The organism is Pseudomonas fragi, assembly GCF_900105835.1.
Lineage (GTDB): Bacteria > Pseudomonadota > Gammaproteobacteria > Pseudomonadales > Pseudomonadaceae > Aquipseudomonas > Aquipseudomonas fragi.
Map to the genome: position 1 here is coordinate 223,681 of NZ_LT629783.1, position 21,705 is coordinate 245,385.

General features: G+C 60.6%; 17 protein-coding genes. 14 read left to right on the forward strand and 3 right to left on the reverse strand.

What is annotated here, in order from left to right; all coding sequences use genetic code 11:
- The gene (gene hcnC, locus BLU25_RS01025) at positions 1-1,257 is read left to right on the forward strand and encodes a cyanide-forming glycine dehydrogenase subunit HcnC (RefSeq protein WP_016780496.1); all 1,257 of its coding nucleotides are present in this window, start codon (positions 1-3) and stop codon (positions 1,255-1,257) included.
- Between the two features lie 85 nt (positions 1,258-1,342).
- On the opposite strand, the gene BLU25_RS01030 is transcribed toward hcnC, so the two are convergent.
- Positions 1,343-3,775 carry a TonB-dependent siderophore receptor gene (locus tag BLU25_RS01030; RefSeq protein WP_083369474.1) on the reverse strand — a complete coding sequence of 811 codons (2,433 nt, stop codon included), beginning with the start codon at positions 3,773-3,775 and terminating at the stop codon, positions 1,343-1,345.
- Positions 3,776-4,023: 248 nt separating this feature from the next.
- Between BLU25_RS01030 and BLU25_RS01035 the strand changes: the two genes are divergently transcribed.
- Positions 4,024-4,890, forward strand: a complete 867-nt coding sequence (locus tag BLU25_RS01035; protein ID WP_083369475.1) for a pirin family protein — start codon at positions 4,024-4,026, stop codon at positions 4,888-4,890.
- A gap of 111 nt (positions 4,891-5,001) precedes the next feature.
- On the opposite strand, the gene BLU25_RS01040 is transcribed toward BLU25_RS01035, so the two are convergent.
- Both BLU25_RS01040 and BLU25_RS01045 read right to left on the reverse strand, forming a co-directional pair.
- Complete coding sequence (locus BLU25_RS01040) at positions 5,002-6,183, reverse strand: acetyl-CoA C-acyltransferase family protein (RefSeq protein ID WP_016780498.1); 1,182 nt, start codon at positions 6,181-6,183, stop codon at positions 5,002-5,004.
- Positions 6,184-6,222: 39 nt separating this feature from the next.
- Positions 6,223-7,143: a LysR family transcriptional regulator gene (locus BLU25_RS01045; protein WP_083369476.1), complete on the reverse strand. Its 921-nt coding sequence runs from the start codon at positions 7,141-7,143 to the stop codon at positions 6,223-6,225.
- Positions 7,144-7,276: 133 nt separating this feature from the next.
- On the opposite strand from BLU25_RS01045, the gene leuC reads away from it, so the two are divergent.
- The 12 genes from leuC to BLU25_RS01105 all read left to right on the forward strand — a co-directional run bounded on the left by leuC (position 7,277) and on the right by BLU25_RS01105 (position 21,660).
- Entirely contained in the window at positions 7,277-8,710 is a 1,434-nt protein-coding gene (gene leuC, locus BLU25_RS01050) for a 3-isopropylmalate dehydratase large subunit (RefSeq protein ID WP_016780500.1), read from the forward strand.
- Positions 8,707-9,351 (forward strand): 3-isopropylmalate dehydratase small subunit, encoded by a 645-nt coding sequence (leuD, locus tag BLU25_RS01055; protein WP_016780501.1) that lies wholly within the window; start codon positions 8,707-8,709, stop codon positions 9,349-9,351. The genes leuC and leuD overlap by 4 nt, the downstream gene beginning before the upstream one ends.
- A gap of 155 nt (positions 9,352-9,506) precedes the next feature.
- On the forward strand, positions 9,507-10,274 hold the full coding sequence (locus BLU25_RS01060) for a class I SAM-dependent methyltransferase (RefSeq protein ID WP_016780502.1): 768 nt from the start codon (positions 9,507-9,509) through the stop codon (positions 10,272-10,274).
- Positions 10,275-10,330: 56 nt separating this feature from the next.
- Complete coding sequence (leuB, locus tag BLU25_RS01065) at positions 10,331-11,413, forward strand: 3-isopropylmalate dehydrogenase (RefSeq protein WP_016780503.1); 1,083 nt, start codon at positions 10,331-10,333, stop codon at positions 11,411-11,413.
- A 68-nt stretch (positions 11,414-11,481) separates the two neighbouring features.
- Positions 11,482-12,594: an aspartate-semialdehyde dehydrogenase gene (gene asd, locus BLU25_RS01070; protein WP_016780504.1), complete on the forward strand. Its 1,113-nt coding sequence runs from the start codon at positions 11,482-11,484 to the stop codon at positions 12,592-12,594.
- 585 nt (positions 12,595-13,179) lie between these two features.
- Entirely contained in the window at positions 13,180-14,190 is a 1,011-nt protein-coding gene (locus BLU25_RS01075) for an aspartate-semialdehyde dehydrogenase (RefSeq protein ID WP_016780507.1), read from the forward strand.
- 61 nt (positions 14,191-14,251) lie between these two features.
- Entirely contained in the window at positions 14,252-16,633 is a 2,382-nt protein-coding gene (locus tag BLU25_RS01080; RefSeq protein ID WP_016780508.1) for a FimV/HubP family polar landmark protein, read from the forward strand.
- Between the two features lie 427 nt (positions 16,634-17,060).
- On the forward strand, positions 17,061-17,885 hold the full coding sequence (gene truA / locus BLU25_RS01085; protein ID WP_016780509.1) for a tRNA pseudouridine(38-40) synthase TruA: 825 nt from the start codon (positions 17,061-17,063) through the stop codon (positions 17,883-17,885).
- A gap of 56 nt (positions 17,886-17,941) precedes the next feature.
- Complete coding sequence (locus BLU25_RS01090) at positions 17,942-18,565, forward strand: phosphoribosylanthranilate isomerase (protein WP_016780510.1); 624 nt, start codon at positions 17,942-17,944, stop codon at positions 18,563-18,565.
- Between the two features lie 269 nt (positions 18,566-18,834).
- The gene (gene accD / locus BLU25_RS01095; protein ID WP_016780511.1) at positions 18,835-19,755 is read left to right on the forward strand and encodes an acetyl-CoA carboxylase, carboxyltransferase subunit beta; all 921 of its coding nucleotides are present in this window, start codon (positions 18,835-18,837) and stop codon (positions 19,753-19,755) included.
- The gene (gene folC, locus BLU25_RS01100) at positions 19,752-21,059 is read left to right on the forward strand and encodes a bifunctional tetrahydrofolate synthase/dihydrofolate synthase (protein ID WP_083369477.1); all 1,308 of its coding nucleotides are present in this window, start codon (positions 19,752-19,754) and stop codon (positions 21,057-21,059) included. The genes accD and folC overlap by 4 nt, the downstream gene beginning before the upstream one ends.
- Entirely contained in the window at positions 21,043-21,660 is a 618-nt protein-coding gene (locus BLU25_RS01105; protein ID WP_083369478.1) for an SPOR domain-containing protein, read from the forward strand. Before folC ends, BLU25_RS01105 begins: the two co-directional genes overlap by 17 nt.
- Positions 21,661-21,705: the final 45 nt, after the last annotated feature.

Genomic DNA, 21,705 nt, shown 5'->3' on the forward strand with positions numbered 1-21,705 from the left:
ATGATCAAGACTTATGACGTTGTCATCGCCGGTGGCGGAGTAATTGGCGCCTCCTGTGCCTATCACCTGTCCCGGCGCAAGGACCTGAAAATCGCCCTGATCGACTGCAAGCGCCCCGGCAATGCCAGCCGCGCGTCGGCAGGCGGGCTGTGGGCCATTGGCGAGTCCGTGGGGCTAGGCTGCGGGGTGATCTTTTTCCGCATGATGTCGGCCGAACGCAAGCGTGAGGCCCAGGGCTCGGCGGTGATAGTCGACGCCACCACCCCGCATATCCTGCCGGAGTGTTTTTTTGATTTCGCCCTGCAGTCCAATGCGCTGTACCCCGGCCTGCACAAGGAGCTGCTGGAAAACCACGGGATGGATTTCAAGTTCGAGCGCACCGGGCTCAAGTATGTGATTTATGACGATGAAGATCGCCTGTATGCCGAGCATATTGTCGCCAATATCCCCCATCTGGCCGATGAGGTGCGCTGGCTCGACCAGGCGGCGCTGCGCGAAGCAGAGCCAAGCGTGAGCCATGATGCGCAAGGTGCGCTGGAGTTCCTGTGCGATCACCAGGTGAGCCCGTTCCGCCTGACCGATGCGTACGCCGAAGGGGCTCGGCAAAATGGTGTCGATCTGTACTTCAACACCAACGTGACCGAGGTCATGCGCCAGGGCAGCAAGGTGACCGGTGTGCGCACTGACAACCAGGACGCGTTCCACAGCACAACCCTGATCAACGCGGCGGGTGCCTGGGCGGCAGAACTCAGTGTGATGGCCACCGACCTGAGCATCCCTGTGGCGCCGGTCAAGGGCCAGATTGTGCTGACCGAGCGGATGCCCAAGTTGCTCAACGGCTGCCTGACCACCAGCGATTGCTACCTGGCGCAAAAAGATAACGGTGAAATCCTGATTGGCAGCACCACCGAAGACAAGGGCTTCGACGTGACCACCACCTTCCCTGAAATCACCGGGCTGGTACAGGGGGCGATGCGCTGCATTCCCCAGCTCAAGGACGCCAACCTCAAGCGCACCTGGGCCGGGCTGCGGCCCGGTTCTCCCGATGAGTTGCCGATCCTGGGGCCGATGCAGGGGGTAGAGGGGTATCTGAATGCGTGCGGGCATTTTCGCACCGGCATCCTGACGTCGGCGATCACCGGTGTCATGCTCGATGCACTGGTGCGCCACGAGCCGCTGCCGCTGGATGTCACGCCGTTTCTGGCAGACCGCTTTGACTTGCAGCCGGTGGGGGTGAAAAAAGCCGTGGGTGCTTGATACAGGTTGCTCGCGATGGCACTGGCCTTTCGCGAGCAAGCCCGCTCCCACAGTGTCGATGCATGCCCTGTGGGAGATCTGTTGATTAAAAGGTGTACCTGGATGTCAGCATCAGGCTGCGCGGTTCGCCGTAGTAGGTGGTGCTGAAGTTGCCCAGGCCCGACAGGTACTTTTTATCGAACACGTTGTTGGCGTTGAGGTTGAACGTCAGGTGTTCGTTGTACTCGTAGCGGGTCATCAGGTTGACCAGCGCGTAGCTCTGCTGCTCGATGATGTCGTAGTCACCCTTGGCATCGTTGTAGATCTTGCCGTAGAACGGGCTCTGCCAGTTCACGCCACCGCCCACGGTGACCTTGTTCAGCACCCCCGGCAGGCGGTAGGTGGTGAACACCCGCGCCACGTCCTCGGGCTTGGTGGTTTCCAGCGGGTAGCCGTAGACACGTTCGCCATCGTCGGCGCGGGTCCGGGCGTAGGTGTAGCCGGCCATCAGGTTCCAGTCCGGCATCAGCTCACCGGCCAGCTCCAGCTCGATGCCGTTGGTGGTGGCACCATCCAGGGACTCAAAGATGCCCAGGTTGGTCTCTGCGTTGGTGCCAATCTGGATGGGTACGTTTTTCTGTTCGGTGCGAAACACCGCCGCACTGGCATTCAGACGCCCGCCGAAGTATTCAGCCTTTACCCCGAGTTCGTAGCTGTTGCCTTCAGTGGGCGCCAGCGTGGTGCCCGAGCTGCTGCGCTCGACAAGCGGCTTGTAGATCGAGGTGTAGCTGCCATAGACCGAGTAGGTATCGTTGATGTCATACACCACCCCGGCGTAGGGCGTGACCTTGCCGTGTTGCTTGGACGTGGTCTTGTTGTCCTGGAACGAGCTGGACTGCAGGTAGTAGGTGTAGGTGCTGTTGTACTGGAAGTCGCTCAGGCGACTGCCGAGGATGATCGACCAGTCGTCTGCTGGCTTGAAGCGTGCGGCGATATAGGCGCTGTTCTGGTTCTGGTTGGTTTCGTACTTGCCGTTTTTCGGGAAGTCCGGCTGCGGATATTTGCCGTTCCAGTCAAAGATGCTCCCCGGCACCAGGCCAAACTGGGTGCCGTCAAAGGTGGCGCCGGTCTGGCGCGACGATTGTGACGTGGCGCCCACCACCAGTTCGTGTTCACGGCCGAACAGGCTGAAGGGGCCGCTGGCATTGATGTCGAAGGTGTTCTGTACACGATGGCCTTCCCATTTGCCCCAATAGAAGAACATGCCGTCCCCCGTGACCGGATCAGGCTGGCCGCCGCTGGCCGAGGCGAGCAGGGTGTCGTGGTCGTTGGTTTGCTGGGTGAGGGTGCCTTTGACCTTCCAGTCATTGGCAAAGCGGTGTTCCAGGGAGGCGAAGGTGGACTGGATCTGCACGTCACGCCGGCTCCAGTCGGTGGCCGGGTTGAACGAACGGCTGAAGTCGGTCTTGGTGTAGTTCGAAAAGTAGTAGGGGTTGCCGGTCCAGGACGCGCCGCGCGGCTTGATGTTCTGGTAGTCCATGCCGAAAGTGAACAGGGTGTCGGGGGTGAGGTCGGCCTGGATGATGCCGTAGAACACATCGTTTTTCTTCGAGGCGTGATCGCGGTACGAGTCAGCATCCTGATACACCGCCACCAGGCGCCCGCGCACGCTACCGTCTTCATTCAACGGCCCGGAAATATCGCCTTCGGTGCGGTAGTTGTCCCACGAGCCCGCGCTGGCCGTGATCGAGGCCTTGAACTCGCGGGTCGGCTTTTTGCGGATCAGGTTGACCGTGGCCGAGGGCTCGCCGGAGCCCGAGAGCAGGCCGGTGGCACCCTTGACGATATCGACGCGGTCATAGAGGGCCATGTCGACCTTGGTCGCGCCTTCATCGAACACTCCGTCATACAGGGTATTGACCCCGTCGTACTGGAAGTTGGTAATGGCATAGCCGCGAGCGGAATACTCCATGCGTTCGCTGTCGTAGGCCTGGGTGGACACCCCGGGAGCATTGCGCAGCACATCGCCAATGCTCTGGGCGGCCTGATCGTCCATCAGTTGGCGGGTTACTACGGTGACGGTCTGCGGGGTTTCGCGAAGCGACAGCGGCAGTTTGGTCGAGCTGTTGCTGGCGCCGGTGGTATAGGCATGGGTGTCTTCGGTGGTCAGCAAGTCGCCCTGGCCCTGACCGGTAATGTTGGTCGCGCCCAGCTCCAGGCCTTTGCCCTGGGGCGCGTTCAAAATCACCGTATCGCCATTGAGCTGCCAGGCAATGCCGCTGCCTTGCAACAGGGACTCCAGTGCCTTGACCGGTTCCAGCGAACCGCTGACCGAACGCGACTTGATGCCCTGTACCTGATCCGGGCTGTAGAGGATTTGCAGGTTGGCCTGCTTGCCCAGTTCATTCAGCGCACTGGCCAGCGCTTGCGCCGGGATGTTCAAGGCCACTGGCGCGGCCTGGGCAATGGAAGTGGCCAGCAGCATCGAGGCCACCAGGGCGATCGAAAGAGGGGTTCGGCTCAAGTTGGGTTGTTGCATCGCGTGCCTAGGCTCCGAAGTAGGAAAAGTCTTTTTGTTAATGGGAATAGTTATTAGACGCAGCGCGATTGAGAAACCAGAAACAGGTTTCTTAAATAGTTGGTTTTCAGCTTCAGGCCGCAGTGGCGAGCCCTTGTGGGAGCGGGCTGCATTGTTCTATTTGTGGAACGAACAGTGCCAAAAAGCCTATCTAGTCTTGTGGGTGAAGCGAATCTATAGTGGTGCTCATGATTTACAGGAGGTGCAACATGAAAAAGATTCTGGGTGTTTACCAAGCGCCCCGCCCTCATTGGGTCGGCGATGGCTTTCCGGTTCGCACGATGTTTTCCTACGACAGCATGGGCAAACACATCAGCCCATTTTTGCTGCTGGATTACGCTGGGCCAGCCGAGTTCACGCCTACTACAGAGCGTCGTGGGGTAGGCCAGCATCCGCACCGTGGTTTTGAAACGGTGACCATTGTCTACAAGGGCGAAGTCGAGCACCGCGACTCCACTGGCAACGGCGGGGTGATCGGGCCGGGTGATGTGCAGTGGATGACGGCCGCATCGGGGATCCTGCATGAGGAGTTCCATTCCGAGGCGTTTGCCCGCAGTGGCGGCCCGCTGGAGATGGTGCAGCTATGGGTCAACTTGCCTGCAAAGGACAAAATGGCTGCGCCGGGTTATCAGGGCATTGTCGACAGGGATATCCCTGACCTGGCGCTCAAGGACGATGCCGGCCGGTTGCGCCTGATTGCCGGTGAATTCGACGGCCAGCGCGGCCCGGCGCGCACCTTTACCGACATCGACGTGTGGGATATCCGTCTGCACGCAGGCAAGTCGGCCGCCTTCGATCTGCATCAAGGGCGCAACACGGCGCTGGTGGTGTTGCACGGTGCGGTGACGGTCAATGACCAGGACGTTGTACGTGAAGGCCAGCTGGCGCTGTTCGAGCGTGACGGTTCGCAGATCCGCCTGCAGGCCACCGACGATGCGGTGCTGCTGATTTTGAGCGGCGAACCGATCGATGAGCCGATTGTCGGGCACGGCCCATTTGTGATGAACACCGATGCCGAGATCCATCAGGCGTTCGTGGACTTCCAGTCGGGCAAGTTCGGCCGCATGCCGGCGTAACGACGCTGTCTGTGGGAGCCGGGCTTGCCCGCGATGGCCTCGCCGCGGTTTGCCTGCCAGACCGCGGTGCCTCAATCGCGAGCAAGCCCGCTCCCACCAGCGAGTGCATTATCAAACCCGCTCGAAGATCACCGCTATGCCCTGGCCGCCACCAATGCACATGGTCGCCAGGGCGTAGCGGCCTTTGATCCGGTGCAGCTCATGGATGGCCTTGGTCGCGATGATTGCCCCCGTGGCGCCCACCGGGTGGCCCAGGGCGATGCCCGAGCCGTTGGGGTTGACCTTGGCCGGGTCCATGCCCAGTTCCTGCATCACGGCGCAAGCCTGGGCGGCGAAGGCGATATTGGCTTCGATCACGTCCATATCCTCGATCTTCAACCCCGCCCGTTTCAACGCCAGCCGCGTCGCCGGTATCGGCCCCAAGCCCATCAACTCTGGCTCTACCCCCGCATGGGCGTAGGCCACCAACCGCGCCATCGGCGCAAGATTGCCCGCCTGTACCGCCGCACCAGTGGCCAGCACCAGCGCCGCCGCACCATCATTGAGCCCCGATGCATTGCCCGCGGTCACGCTGCCGTCTTTCTTGAAGGCCGGTTTCATCTGCGCCAGCTGCTCCAGGGTGGTGGCGCGCGGGTGCTCATCGTGCTGGAACAACACACTGCCTTTGCGGCTACGTACCTCGACGACGGCGATCTGGTTGTCGAAGTAACCTTGGGCGATGGCCTGGGCGGCACGCTGCTGGTCTTCAAGCGCCAGCGCATCCTGGGTCTGGCGGCTGATATTGTTGCGCTGCGCAATGTTCTCGGCGGTGATGCCCATATGAATGCCGTGGAACGGGTCGTGCAGGATGCCCAACATGTAATCGAGCATCTGCGTATCACCCATGCGCGCGCCCCAACGGGCAGCGGGCATCAGGTACGGGCCGCGGCTCATGGCTTCGGCCCCGGCGCCAATGGCGAATTCGGCGTCGCCGAGCATCAGGGTATGGGCCGCTGAAATGATCGCCTGCAAACCCGAGCCGCACAGGCGGTTGACGTTGTAGGCCGGTGTCTCCTTGGGAATCCCGGCATTCATCGCCGCAACCCGCGCCAGATAGGCATCCTGGGGCTCGGTGGGAATAACGTTGCCCATCACCACATGGCCGATACGCTCGGGGTCGACCTGGCTGCTTTGCAGCGCGGCTTTTACCGCAGTGCTGGCCAGATTGCACAGGGGCACGTCCTTGAGCGAGCCACCAAAGGTGCCAATGGCCGTGCGCCGGGCGCTGAGGATGAAAATTTCAGAAGCGTGCATGGCGAGTCCTTATTGTTTTATCGGGCCAAATGCGCGGGATTATTTCACCCGAATAGGGGGTTGAGCGTCGTCCGTTTGTGCGGGCAGGGTATCTACCTGGCTGTCGAGCAGGGTCATAAAGGCATGGGCGGCATTGGACAGGGTGCGCTCGGTATGCAGGATATACCCCAGCTGGCGGGTCAGCTGGATACCCGGCAGGGCAATCGAGGCCACTTGCTCATCGAGCATGGTGCGCGGCAACACGCTCCAGGCCAGGCCGATGGACACCATCATCTTGATGGTCTCCAGGTAGTTGGTGCTCATCGCGATGTTGGGTGTCAGGCCCTGGGCTTCGAACAGACGATGGACGATATGGTGGGTAAAGGTATTACCGCCGGGGAACACCGCCGGGTGGCGGGCAATATCGGCCATGCTCACGGCTTTTTGCCGGGTCAGGCTGTGCTCCGGGGCCACCACGAAGTCCAGCGGGTCATCCCATACAGGTACGGCGCGAATCAGTGAGTGAGGCTCAGGGGCGAGGGTGATCACCGCCAGTTCTGCACGACCGTGGAGAATTTCGTCGTAGGCCACTTCTGAATCGAGGAACTGAATATCCAGCGCGACCTTGGGGTAAGTGCGGGTGAATTCACGCAGCAACGGTGGTAGGCGGTGCAGGCCGATGTGATGGCTGGTGGCCAGGGTCAGGCGCCCGCTGACTTCGCCATTGAGGTTGTTGAGCGCACGGCGGGTGTCATCCAGCACGTTGAGGATCTGGTAAGCGCGGGGCAGCAAGGCCCGGCCCGCCTCGGTCAGGCTGACTTCGCGGCCCAGGCGGTCGAACAGCCTGAGCTTGAGTTGCTGCTCGATGCTGGCGATGCGTTTGCTGATGGCCGGCTGGGTCAGGAACAGCCGTTCGGCGGCACCGGAAAAGCTGCCGGTTTCGGCAATGGCGATAAACGCGTTGAGATTCGCGAGATCCATCTATTCGAATTCCTGTTGGTTATCCAAAGCATAAAAATTATGAATTTGAGTTATTCACTGTAACCTCATAGGATCGACCTCACAAGCCAAGTGGTTATTGGCACAGAAAAGAAGCTGATGAGGAAACCGTCTGATGGCCGGCAAAACGCTCTACGACAAGCTCTGGGATTCGCATTTGGTCAAGCAGCGCGACGATGGCTCGGCGCTGATCTACATCGACCGTCACATCATCCACGAAGTGACGTCGCCGCAAGCCTTTGAAGGCCTGCGACTGGCCGGGCGCAAGCCTTGGCGCATCGATGCCAACATCGCGACCCCGGACCACAACGTACCGACCACGCCGGAGCGCAAGGGCGGGATCGAAGCGATTGCCGACCAGGTTTCCCGTCTGCAGGTGCAAACCCTCGACGACAACTGTGACGAATACGGCATCACCGAATTCAAGATGAATGACGTGCGCCAGGGCATCGTCCATGTGATCGGCCCGGAGCAGGGCGCCACCTTGCCGGGCATGACCGTGGTCTGCGGCGACTCGCACACTTCGACCCACGGCGCCTTCGGTGCACTGGCCCACGGCATCGGCACTTCCGAGGTCGAGCATGTGCTTGCCACCCAGTGCCTCGTCGCGAAAAAAATGAAGAACATGCTGGTCTCGGTCGAGGGTCAATTGCCGTTCGGCGTGACCGCCAAGGACATCGTGCTGGCCGTGATCGGCAAGATCGGCACTGCGGGCGGCAATGGCCACGCCATCGAATTCGCCGGCAGCGCGATTCGCGACCTGTCGGTTGAAGGCCGCATGACCATCTGCAACATGTCCATCGAAGCCGGTGCCCGTGTAGGCCTGGTGGCTGCGGACCAGAAGACGGTCGATTATGTGAAGGGCCGTCCGTTCTCGCCGAAAGGCGTTGAATGGGACCTGGCGGTAGAAGCCTGGAAAGACCTGGTGTCCGATGCCGATGCCAAATTTGACACCGTGGTTGAACTCGACGCCGCGCAGATCAAGCCGCAAGTCAGCTGGGGCACCTCGCCCGAGATGGTCCTGGCCGTTGACCAGAACGTGCCGGACCCGGCTCAGGAAGCCGATCTGGTCAAGCGTGGCTCGATTGAACGTGCGTTGAAGTACATGGGGTTGACCGCCAATCAGGCGATCACCGATATCCAGCTCGATCGCGTGTTTATCGGTTCGTGCACCAACTCACGGATCGAAGACTTGCGCGCTGCGGCCGTGATTGCCAAGGGTCGCAAGGTGGCGTCCACCATCAAGCAGGCGATCGTGGTACCGGGTTCGGGGCTGGTCAAGGCACAGGCTGAAGCAGAAGGCCTGGACAAGATTTTCCTGGAGGCGGGCTTTGAATGGCGTGAGCCGGGTTGCTCGATGTGCCTGGCGATGAACCCTGACCGCCTGGAGTCTGGCGAGCATTGTGCATCCACCTCCAACCGTAACTTCGAAGGCCGTCAGGGCGCCGGTGGCCGTACCCACCTGGTGAGCCCGGCAATGGCCGCCGCCGCCGCTGTAAACGGTCGTTTTATCGACGTCCGCGAATTGATCGAAGGGAGCGCAGCATGAAGGCTTTTACTCAGCACACCGGTCTGGTTGCTCCGTTGGATCGTGCCAACGTCGACACCGACCAGATCATCCCCAAGCAGTTCTTGAAGTCGATCAAGCGCACCGGCTTTGGCCCGAACCTGTTTGATGAATGGCGCTACCTGGATGTAGGGCAGCCGTATCAGGACAATTCCAAACGCCCGTTGAACAAGGATTTCGTGCTCAACGCCGAGCGCTACCAGGGCGCCAGCGTGTTGCTGGCCCGGGAAAACTTCGGTTGCGGCTCCAGCCGCGAGCACGCGCCGTGGGCGCTGGAAGAGTACGGCTTTCGCAGCATCATCGCGCCGAGCTACGCCGACATCTTCTTCAACAACAGCTTCAAGAACGGCCTGTTGCCGATCATCTTGAGCGACGCCGAAGTGGATGAGTTGTTTGCCCAGGTTGAAGCCGAGCCGGGTTACCAGCTCAAGATCGACCTTGAGGCGCAAACCGTGACCCGCCCGGATGGCAAGGTGTTGAGCTTCGAGATTGATGCGTTCCGCAAGCATTGCCTGCTCAACGGCCTGGACGATATCGGCCTGACCTTGCAGGACGGTGATGCGATTGCCGCGTTCGAGAGCAAGCACCGCGCAAGCCAGCCGTGGTTGTTTCGCGACGCTTGATCGAAGAACTGTGGGAGCGGGCTTGCTCGCGATGGCATCACCTCGATTAGCCAGATGCACCGAGTTGTCTGTATCGCGAGCAAGCCCGCTCCCACAGTTGTAATGCGTTGCCCTGTGGAAGCTGCATCTATCTTGAGCATTAAAAGGACGTTTTCATGACCAGCACCGCCCGGCACAACCAGGTTGTACAAAAGCAATTCGGTGAGCAGGCCTCGGCTTATCTGAGCAGCGCCGTGCATGCGCAAGGTGCTGAATTCGCCTTGCTGCAGGCCGAACTGGCGGGCAAGTCGCAGGCGCGGGTGCTGGACCTGGGTTGCGGTGCCGGCCATGTGAGCTTTCATGTAGCAGGGCTGGTCAAGGATGTGGTGGCCTACGACTTGTCGCAGCAAATGCTCGATGTAGTCAGTGCTGCCGCAACCGCTCGCGAACTGGGCAATATCAGCACCGTTTGCGGCGCGGCAGAACGCTTGCCGTTTGCCGACGGCGAATTCGACTATGTGCTCAGCCGTTATTCGGCGCACCACTGGAGTGATCTGGGCGTGGCCCTGCGCGAAGTGCGCCGGGTGCTCAAACCGGGTGGTGTGGCGGCCTTTATCGATGTGATCTCACCCGGCAGCCCGTTGTTCGACACCTATCTGCAAAGTGTCGAGGTGCTGCGTGACACCAGCCATGTGCGCGATTATTCAACCGCCGAGTGGCTGCGTCAGGTCAGTGAAGCCGGTTTGCATACCCGTAGCACACAGCGTCAGCGTTTGCGTTTAGAGTTCAGCTCCTGGATCGAGCGCATGCGTACGCCACAGGTAATGAGCGCGGCCATCCGCCAGTTGCAGCAGTCGATGGGCGCCGAAGTACGCGATTATTTTGAAATTGAAGCCGATGGCACGTTCAGCACCGATGTGCTGGTGCTGTGGGCCGAGAAGTAACCTGAATATTTCCGGGTGCGCCTGCGGGGGCATCAACAGACAAGAAAGAGGAACCCATGAGCAAGCAGATTCTGATTCTCCCAGGCGACGGTATCGGTCCGGAAATCATGGCCGAAGCGGTCAAGGTGCTGGAGCTGGCCAGTGACAAGTTCAACCTGGGCTTCGAGCTGACCCACGACCTGATCGGCGGCGCAGCCATCGACCAGCATGGCGTGCCGCTGGCCGACGAAACCCTGGAGCGCGCCCGTGCGGCCGACGCTGTGTTGCTGGGCGCCGTGGGTGGCCCGAAATGGGACAAGATCGAGCGCGACATTCGCCCCGAGCGCGGCCTGCTGAAAATCCGTGCGCAACTGGGCCTGTTCGGCAACTTGCGCCCGGCGATCCTGTATCCGCAATTGGCTGATGCATCGAGCCTCAAGCCGGAAATCGTTGCGGGCCTGGATATCCTCATCGTCCGTGAATTGACCGGCGGCATTTACTTCGGCGCCCCGCGCGGCACCCGTGAGCTGGAAAACGGCGAGCGTCAGGCCTATGACACCCTGCCGTACAGCGAAAGCGAAATCCGTCGCATTGCCCGCGTCGGTTTCGACATGGCCCGTGTACGTGGCAAAAAGCTGTGTTCGGTGGACAAGGCCAACGTATTGGCTTCCAGCCAGCTGTGGCGCGAAGTGGTCGAACAAGTGGCCAAGGATTACCCGGACGTCGAACTGAGCCACATGTACGTCGACAACGCCGCGATGCAACTGGTGCGCGCACCCAAGCAATTTGACGTGATCGTGACCGAGAACATGTTCGGCGATATCCTGTCCGACCAGGCGTCGATGCTCACCGGGTCTATCGGCATGCTGCCTTCGGCGTCCCTGGACACCAACAACAAGGGCATGTACGAGCCTTGCCACGGTTCGGCGCCGGATATCGCGGGGCAGGGCATTGCCAACCCGCTGGCGACCATTTTGTCGGTGTCGATGATGCTGCGTTACAGCTTCAATCAGACCGCCGCTGCCGATGCCATCGAACAGGCCGTCAGCCTGGTTCTGGACCAGGGTTTGCGTACCGGTGACATCTGGTCGGCGGGTTGCACCAAGGTCGGTACACAGGAAATGGGCAATGCAGTAGTCGCGGCGCTGCAGAATCTGTAATCTCTCGGGCCCGTTACTTCCTGTTGGTGGAAGTAACGACCCCACTTTTTGTTAAAGGTGTAGTTGCGATGAAACGTGTAGGTCTGGTCGGTTGGCGCGGTATGGTTGGTTCCGTGCTCATGCAGCGGATGCTGGAAGAGCAGGATTTCGATCTGATCGAGCCGGTGTTTTTCACGACTTCCAATGTCGGTGGACAAGGTCCGTCCGTGGGCAAGGATATTGCTCCGCTCAAGGATGCTTACAACATTGAAGAGCTGAAAACCCTCGATGTAATCCTGACCTGCCAGGGCGGCGACTACACCAGCGAGGTATTTCCCAAGCTGCGTGAGGCGGGCTGGCAAGGTTACTGGATCGATGCGGCGTCGACCCTGCGCATGCAGGATGATGCGGTCATTATTCTGGATCCGGTCAACCGCAAGGTTATCGACCAGCAGCTGGATGCCGGCACCAAGAACTATATTGGCGGCAACTGCACCGTCAGCCTGATGCTGATGGGCCTGGGTGGCCTGTTTGAAGCGGGTCTGGTGGAGTGGATGAGCGCCATGACCTACCAGGCGGCCTCGGGCGCCGGTGCGCAGAACATGCGTGAGCTGATCAAGCAGATGGGTACAACCCATGCTGCGGTCGCCGATCAACTGGCCGACCCGGCCAGCGCGATTCTGGATATCGACCGTCGTGTGGCCGAAGCCATGCGCAGCGATGCCTATCCGACTGAAAACTTCGGCGTGCCATTGGCCGGCAGCTTGATCCCGTGGATCGACAAGGAGCTGCCAAACGGTCAAAGCCGCGAAGAGTGGAAGGCGCAGGCCGAAACCAACAAGATCCTGGGTCGCTTCAAGAACCCGGTCCCGGTGGACGGTATCTGCGTGCGTATCGGTGCGATGCGTTGCCACAGTCAGGCCTTGACCATCAAGCTGAACAAGGACGTGCCGATTGCGGATATCGAAGCCCTGATCAGCCAGCATAACCCTTGGGTCAAGCTGGTACCGAACCAGCGTGAAGCGAGCATCCAGGAACTGAGCCCGACCAAGGTGACAGGTACCCTGAATGTGCCGGTAGGGCGCCTGCGCAAGTTGAACATGGGTTCGCAGTTCCTCGGTGCATTCACCGTGGGCGACCAGTTGCTGTGGGGCGCGGCCGAGCCGCTGCGCCGCATGCTGCGGATCTTGCTGGAGCGCTGATTCGCTCCCGGCAGGCTAAAGCCCGCATCCCGCAAGGGACGCGGGCTTTTTATTGGGCGGGCTTGCCCGCGATGGTATCGAAGCGGTCTACCTGGACGGACTGCGCCGCCTGCATCGCAGGCAAGCCAGCTCCCACAGGTAGTGCTGTGCCACATTAAACGGCGGCATGCAGGATCATTGTGGGAGCGGGCTTGCCCGCGATGGTATCGAAGTGGTCTACCTGGACGGACTGCGCCGCCTGCATCGCAGGCAAGCCAGCTCCCACAGGCAGTGCTGAGCCACATCAAGCTGCGGCATGCAGGATCATTGTGGGAGCGGGCTTGCCCGCGATGGCAACGACGCGGTCTGCCTGAACGGACTGCATCGCCTGCATCGCAGGCAAGCCTGCTCCCACAGTTATTGCGGCGCCACATCAAGCTGCGGCATACAGGATCATTGTGGGAGCGGGCTTGCCCGCGATGGCAGCGACGCGGTCTGCCTGAACAGACTGCGCCGACCTGGCAGGATCAAATCGGCCGGGCGCGTTGCCTGTCGCGGTTGTGCCGGGTAAAGTGCCGCTCCCCACGTTTCGCCTGAGGTAGACCCATGACCCCGTCCTTTGATATCGCCGTTGTTGGCGCCACCGGCACTGTCGGTGAAACCATCGTACAAATGCTCGAAGAACGGGAGTTCCCGGTCGGCAAGCTGCATTTGCTGGCCAGCAGTGAGTCTGACGGGCAGTCGGTGCCGTTTCGCGGCAAGAACGTGCGGGTGCGCGATGTCGATGCATTCGATTTCAGCAGCGTACAACTGGCCTTCTTCGCCGCAGGCCCTGCGGTTACCCTGAGCTTTGCCGCCAAGGCCAGTGCAGCCGGTTGCATGGTGATCGACCTGTCTGGCGCATTGCCTTCAGCACAAGCGCCGCATGTAGTGCCTGAAGCCAACGCCCAGGTGCTCGACAGTTTGAAAAAACCGCTGCAGGTCAGCAGCCCGAGCCCTTCTGCGACCGCTCTGGCCGTGGTGTTGACGCCCTTGCGTGGATTGATGGACATCCAGCGGGTGAACGTCACCGCCTGTATGGCGGTCTCGACTCAAGGCCGTGAAGCGGTCTCGGAACTGGCGCGCCAAACCACTGCACTGTTGAATCTGCACCCGCTGGAAACCAGCTTCTTTGATCGTCAGATGGCGTTCAATGTGCTGGCCCAGGTTGGCAAGCCGGACGCTCAGGGGCATGTACCCCTGGAAAAACGTTTGGTTCATGAGCTGCGCGAAGTGCTGGGTATGCCTACGCTGAAGGTGTCGGCCAGCAGTGTGCAAGTGCCGGTGTTTTTTGGCGACAGCTTCAGCGTGTCGTTGCAACTGGCCGGGCCGGTGGATCTGGAGGCGGTCAATGCTGCGCTGGAAGCGGGCGCCGGGATCGAGCTGGTCGACGCGGATGATTACCCGACCGCCGTGGGCGATGCCGTAGGCCAGGACGTCGTGTATGTCGGCCGGGTGCGCCACGGTGTGGACGACACCACGGAACTTAATCTGTGGTTGACGTCAGATAATGTGCGCAAGGGTGGCGCACTCAATGCCGTGCAGTTGGCTGAGTTGTTGATAAAAGACCAGCTGTAAAAGATACTTGGCTGCTATACAGGTCTCGTAGGACGAGGTCTGTACCAATAAGGAAGAGGCTATGGTTCAGGTTCGCAAATTGGTGTTGGCAATCGCTGCCGCTTCGGCGCTGTCATCCGGCATGGCACAGGCGCTTGAGCTCGGGGAGCTGACGCTCAAGTCGACTCAGAACCAGCCGCTGCTGGCAGAAATCGAGCTGCTTGATGTCAAGGACCTGACTGCCGCGCAAGTGGTGCCAAGCCTGGCCCCCGAGCAGGAATTCAGCAAGGCCGGGGTGCCGCGCCCAGCCTATCTGGAGGATCTGCGTTTCACGCCGGTGATCAATGCCGACGGCAAGAGCGTGTTGCGTGTCACGTCCAGCCTGCCGCTGTCCGAACCTTTCGTAAAATTCCTGGTGCAGGTGATGTGGCCCAACGGCCGCTTGATGCGCGACTACAGCGTGTTGTTCGATCCGGCCAAGTTCTCGCCGCAAACGGCTGCCGCAGCATCGGCCTCGGCTCCTGGTGCCACAGAACCTGCGCAATACACCACTACCGCCCGTGACACCCTGTGGGAAATTGCCGCCAAGGCGCGCAATGGTGGCTCGGTGCAGCAGACCATGCTGGCCATTCAGGCACTAAACCCTGATGCCTTTATCAACGGCAATATCAACCGCCTTAAAATCGGTCAGGTGCTGCGCTTGCCCAGCGCCGAGCAAAGTGTGCAATTGCCTCAGGCCAAGGCGATCAACGAGGTCGCGGCGCAAAACGCCGACTGGCGCAATGGCCGGCGAACCGTACCGTTGGCGCAGCAGTTGGATGCCACCGGGCGCAAGCCCGTGCCGATCCCGGCTGCCAAAACCGTGCATGCGGATGCCCTGAGTCTGGTTTCAGGCCAGGCAGGCAAGGGCGCTGCCGGTGATGCGAAGCGTTTGAGCGACAAGCTGGCGATGACTCAGGAAGGGCTGGACTCCAGCCGCCGTGAAAATGCCGAGCTGCAAAGCCGGATGCAGGATTTGCAAAGCCAGTTGGACAAGTTGCAACGCTTGATTCAATTGAAGAACGATCAGTTGGCCAGGCTGGAGGCCGACAAAGGCACGCCTGTTGACCCGACCATTGCGATGCCGGCACAGCTTGCGGCACCGGCAGAAGACGCCCCTGAAGCCGATATTGCCCCCGCCAGCGAAGGTGCGCCTGCTACGGCAGTGGCGCCAAGCCCGGTTGAAAACGCGGCAGCGCCCGGTAGCGAGCGCAAGCTCCAGGACTTGCTGGGCAGCCCGCTGCTGCTGGGCCTGATCGGCGGCGGGGCGATCTTGCTGTTGTTGCTGCTATTGCTGCTTGTGCGCCGTCGCAATGCCTTGCAAGAAGCACAGAAGCACGCGCGGATGGCCCGCGAACTTGAGCATGAAACCGAATTTTCGGCTGATCTGGACATGCCGCAGAGCAGTTTCGAAGGGCTTGAAACACCCTCGCGCAGCGTCAAGCTTGACTCGGCACCAGCACCAGCACCAGCACCAGCACCAGCACCGGCACCTGTGGTTGAGACCGTGGCGCCTGTGGTTGCTGCCGTCTCCCTGGCCAAGCCTGCTGCAGATGTGCTGGACGAGGCTGAGCGATTGATCGGCCAGCGCCAACTGAGCCAGGCCGAAGCACTGCTCAAGGCGGCAATCGAGCAGGAGCCGCAGCGCAGCGATCTTCGTTTGAAGCTGATGCAGGTTTACGGCGAGCAAGGCGCGCGCGAAGACTTTGTTGCCCAGGAGCGGCAACTGGTTGCCAATGGCAAGAATCACGCCCAGGTCGAGCAGCTTAAGCAGCGTTACCCGGGCATGGTAGCGGCTGCGGCAGCGGGCATCGCCACGGCAGCAGTTGCCACCCAGCTACAGGCGCAGTTTGTCCAGGACATGATGCGTGACGATCGCCAGGTCGAGGCTGAGCCTGAACTGATTCCGCCAGTCGAAGCGTTTGATCACGATTTTGACCTGAGCCTTGATGAGCTCGAAGCTGCTTCGCCCACCGTGCTGGCGACCGAGCCGAGCCCCGACAAACCAGCGGCCGACAGCTTTGAAGCGGTGCTCGAGCAACAGGCCCAGGCGGCGCAAGAGCAAGCGTCGAACCCTGATCTGGAGCTGCCATCGGACTTCGATTTGTCCCTGGCACCCGAGAGTGAACCGCCCGCAGCACAGCCAGACAGCTTTTCCCTGGAGCTGGACAAGGTCAATGCCGAGTTGCATCGTCTGTCGCAAAGCCTTGAGCAGTCATCGCTGGAGCAGCCCTTTGCCGATGATGAGCCGGAGTTCGACTTCCTGTCGGGCGCCGATGAGACCGCCACCAAACTCGATCTGGCCCAGGCCTATATCGATATGGGTGACGACGAGGGTGCGCGGGATATTCTTACCGAAGTCATGGAAGAGGGTAATCCACAGCAACAGGCTGAAGCCCTGGAAATGATGGCGCGCCTGACCTGAGTGCAATGCATGTAGAGACTCTGTTGCCGGTCAATGGCTCTTTGTAGCAGCTGACTCGCGCAGCGAGGCTGCGTCCGGCTTTGCGCTTCGCACTCGGACGTAGCCTCGTTCTACTCGTCAACTGCTACAGGTGCAGCGTGATCCAGGTGTGAATTCTGTAGCAGCTGCCGAGGAACGAAGGCAGCGTCCGGTGACGAAGTCGCCGTAAAACCAGAATGCACGGACCGGCAAGAAGATCGTTCACTCAGGTTTTACGAGCGCTTCGCGCTCGGAGCAGCCTCGTTCCTTCGGCAGCTGCTACGCGGTATTGCGCGCCTCAGCGTGAAATGTTTCATGGCGTCTTGCCGGGTGCGCCTTATAATGGCCGCCTTTGCGTTATTGAGCAGGCTGCAAGTCCTTGGCAAATATAGATAACCCGGCCGCTGAAATGGCCGCGGAAGGTTTTTACCGAATCGCCCTTGGCGTGGAATACAAAGGTTCGCGCTACAGCGGCTGGCAGCGCCAGGCCAATGGGGTGCTGACCGTCCAGGAAACCCTGGAAAACGCCTTGTCCAAAGTGGCCGCTTCGCCGGTTTCATTGATGTGCGCCGGACGTACCGATGCCGGTGTGCACGCCTGCGGGCAGGTGGTGCATTTTGACACCCAGGCCGAGCGCTCACTGAAAGCCTGGGTCATGGGCGCCAATATCAATTTGCCCCATGACATCAGCGTAACCTGGGCTCAGGTCATGCCTGCGCATTTTCACGCGCGCTTCAAGGCCATCGCCAGGCGCTACCGCTATGTGATCTACAACGACCAGATCCGGCCTGCGCACCTGAATCAGGAAATCACCTGGAACCACCGCCCGCTGGACGTCGAGCGTATGGCCGAGGCGGCCCGCTACCTGTTGGGTGTGCACGACTTCAGCGCCTTTCGCGCCGGCCAGTGCCAGGCCAAATCGCCGATCAAGGAAATGCACCATCTGCGCGTAACCCGTCACGGCAACATGATCGTGCTGGATATTCGTGCCAGTGCCTTTCTGCACCATATGGTGCGCAATATCGCCGGCGTGCTGATGACCATCGGTACGGGCGAGCGCCCGGTGGAGTGGATCAAAGAAGTGCTGGAGAGTCGCGAGCGCCGCTCCGGTGGTGTCACGGCCCACCCTTACGGGCTGTATCTGGTGCAAGTTGAATACCGCGATGAGTTCCAATTGCCGCAACGTTACATTGGTCCACATTTCTTGACCGGTTTTAGCGGCCTGGACGGCTGACGTCCGGATAAGCATTTGTTACCATCCGGGGCTTTCGCGTCCGGGGTGTTATCGAGATGTCCGTTGTTCGCAGCAAGATCTGCGGTATTACCCGCATAGAAGATGCACTGGCTGCGGTCGAGGCCGGTGCTGATGCCATAGGCTTCGTGTTCTACGCCAAAAGCCCGCGGGCAGTCACGGCATTGCAGGCCCGGGCCATCATTGCTGCATTGCCGCCGTTCGTGACCACGGTGGGGTTGTTCGTCAACGCCAGTGCCTGTGAATTGAACGAAACCCTGGATGCCGTGCCGCTGGACCTGTTGCAGTTCCATGGTGATGAAACCCCGGAGCAGTGCGAAGGCTATCACCGTCCTTATATCAAGGCCCTGCGGGTCAAGGCTGGTGATGACATCGCCGGCGCCTGCAAGGCGTATGCAGGGGCCAGCGGTATTTTGCTCGATGCCTATGTTGAAGGTGTGCCGGGCGGAACTGGTCAGGCATTTGACTGGTCTTTGATACCACAGGATCTGAGCAAGCCGATTATCCTGGCCGGTGGCCTGACGGTCGACAACGTCGCCGATGCCATCGCCCGGGTAAGGCCCTATGCCGTGGATGTCAGTGGCGGGGTGGAAAAGAGCAAGGGCATCAAGGATCACGACAGGATTCGTGCCTTTATGCAGGCCGTGCGCTCAACAAACTGATGCCGATGTGACGGCTGGCACTCTGCCGCCGTCCATCAATACCGTTCTGCGAAGCAGGCGGGCCCGGTGAGAAGACGGGCAGAAATTAAAGTGGCGGCCGCTCTGGTGCGTGCTGTCGGGAAGGCTGAGGGTTGCAGGGTTTTTGCTGGTTTGCCGAGTGCGGACCGCGGCCCCGGCAATCATCGCCACACACCTGAATAATTTAGCTCAAGGGCATACACGGGGCCTGAACTCTACTGTTCTGGCCACCGGTACTGGAGAAAGAAAGCATGAGCAACTGGTTGGTAGACAAGCTGATTCCTTCGATCATGCGTTCCGAGGTCAAAAAGAGCTCGGTACCTGAAGGCCTGTGGCACAAATGCCCGTCTTGCGACGCTGTACTTTATCGTCCTGAGCTGGAAAAGACCCTGGACGTTTGCCCTAAATGCAATCACCACATGCGCATTGGCGCCCGCGCGCGCATTGACATTTTCCTGGATGCCGACGGCCGTGCCGAGCTGGGTGCAGACCTGGAGCCGGTTGACCGCCTCAAGTTCCGCGACAGCAAGAAGTACAAGGATCGCCTGGTTGGCGCGCAGAAGCAGACCGGTGAAAAAGACGCCCTGATCTCCATGAGCGGCACCTTGCTGGGCATGCCGGTGGTGGTATCGGCGTTCGAGTTCTCCTTTATGGGTGGTTCGATGGGCGCCATCGTTGGCGAGCGCTTTGTGCGTGCCGCCAACTACGCACTGGAAAACCGCTGCCCGATGATCTGCTTTGCCGCCTCCGGTGGTGCGCGGATGCAGGAAGCCCTGATCTCCCTGATGCAAATGGCCAAGACCTCGGCGGTGCTGGCGCGTCTGCGTGAAGAAGGCATCCCGTTTATCTCGGTTCTGACCGATCCGGTGTATGGCGGTGTTTCGGCCAGCCTGGCGATGCTCGGTGACGTGATCGTGGCTGAACCCAAGGCGCTGATCGGTTTTGCCGGCCCGCGCGTGATCGAGCAGACCGTTCGTGAAAAACTGCCCGAAGGCTTCCAGCGCAGCGAGTTCCTGCTGGAGCACGGCGCGATCGACCTGATCGTAGCGCGTCAGGAACTGCGTCCACGCCTGGGCAACCTGCTGGCACAGATGATGGGCTTGCCAACCCCTGTGTTCGTAGCTGCGCCTGTTGAAACCATCGTTGTTCCGCCGGCACCTGCAAACCTATGACCCAGCGCACCCTTGGCGAGTGGCTCGCCTATCTTGAACAGCTGCATCCAGCCGCCATTGACATGGGGCTGGATCGCGCACGCGAGGTAACGAACCGCATGGGGCTGCAAAAGCCTGCGCCTCGGGTGGTGACGGTAACGGGTACCAATGGCAAGGGCTCGACCTGTGCGTTTGTGGCCGCATTGCTGCAGGCGCAAGGGCTCAAGGTGGGGGTTTACAGTTCGCCCCACCTGCTGCGCTATAACGAGCGCGTACAAATTGACGGGGCTGAAGTCAGCGATGAACTGCTCTGTGAGGCTTTTGCGGCCCTGGACGCAGGGCGTGGCGATACGTCCCTGACTTATTTTGAAATGGGTACGCTGGCCGCCTTCTGGCTGTTTGAGCGTGCCCAGCTGGATGCCGTAGTGCTGGAAGTCGGGCTGGGCGGGCGACTGGATGCGGTCAATCTGGTGGATGCCGATCTGGCACTGGTGACCAGTATCGGTGTCGATCATGTTGAATACCTGGGTAATACCCGCGAATCCGTGGCCTTTGAAAAGGCCGGGATCTTCCGTGCGGGCAAGCCGGCCCTGTGTGGTGATCTCAATCCGCCACATACCTTGCTCGACAGGGCAGCCGAACTGGATTGCCCGCTGTTTTTGCGCGGTCGTGACTTTGACTTGAGCAGTACCGATCAGGTCTGGCATTGGCGGGGTCTGGATGCCCAGGGGCAATTGCTCGAGCTGCGCGATATTCCGCTGCTGGATCTGCCGATGGAAAACGCGGCGCTGGCCGTGCAGGCCTACGCGCTGAGCGGTCTGCCCTGGCAGCCCGAGCGGATTTTGGCAGCACTGGCCGCTACTCGAATCACCGGGCGGCTGGATCGTCGCCAGTTCAACTGGAAGGGTAAAACCCTGAACGTGCTGCTGGATGTGGGCCACAACCCCCATGCTGCCGAGTACCTGGCGCGCCGCCTGGCGCAGCGGCCGGTTGCCGGCAAGCGCCTGGCGGTGTTTGGTTTGCTGGCGGACAAGGACCTGGATGGCGTAGTGTCACAGCTGACCGGGTCGGTCGTGCATTGGGCCGTTGCGCCGCTGGACACCCCGCGCACGCGCCCGGGGACTGAGGTCGAGGCCGCCCTGCAAGGTTTGGGCGCTTCGGTTTTGGCTTATGCCAGTGTGGCGCAGGCGCTTGAGGCGCAGTGCGAGCGCGCCACGGCCGAAGACGAAATCCTGTTGTTCGGATCATTTTATTGTGTTGCGCAGGCGCTCGAGTGGTTGGAGCAGCGTGCCACGCAGGAGGCTGCACATGGCTTTGCTGGATAAGGCGTACAAACAACGGATGGTCGGTGCCCTGGTGCTGGTGGCGCTGGCGGTTATTTTTCTGCCGATGTTGTTCTCCCGGCAGGACGAGCAGCGTCAGATCCAGGTCGATGCGCCGAGCGCTCCTGAAATGCCAGTAATGCCGCAGGTCAAGGTCGAGCCGGTTGCCGTGCCTGAACCACAGGTTATCCCTGAGGAGCCGGCTCCGGTTCAGCAGCCGGTAGTCGAACAGCTGGCGCCAGCAGCGGTTGTGGCCAAGCCTGCAGTGGCTGCGCCCAAGCCGCCAGCCGTCACGCCGGCACAGACGGTTGCCCAGGCTCCTGCCAAACTCGATACCACGCAAAAACGGGTTGACCCCAACGGCTTGCCGATCAGTTGGTCGGTCCAGTTGGTGAGCCTGTCCAATCGTGCCAGTGCCGACAACTTGCAAAAAACCCTTCGCAATCAAGGCTATAACGCTTATGTGCGATCTTCGGGCGGGATGAACCGAGTTTTTGTCGGCCCGTTGCTGGAGCGTGCAGAGGCGGACCGCCTGCGTGATTTGCTCGGCAAGCAGCAAAACCTCAAGGGTTTTGTGGTGCGCTTTCAGCCTGAACGTGGCTGACAGGGTAAAAAGGTGCAATCTGATTGCACCGGCACGGATAAATCG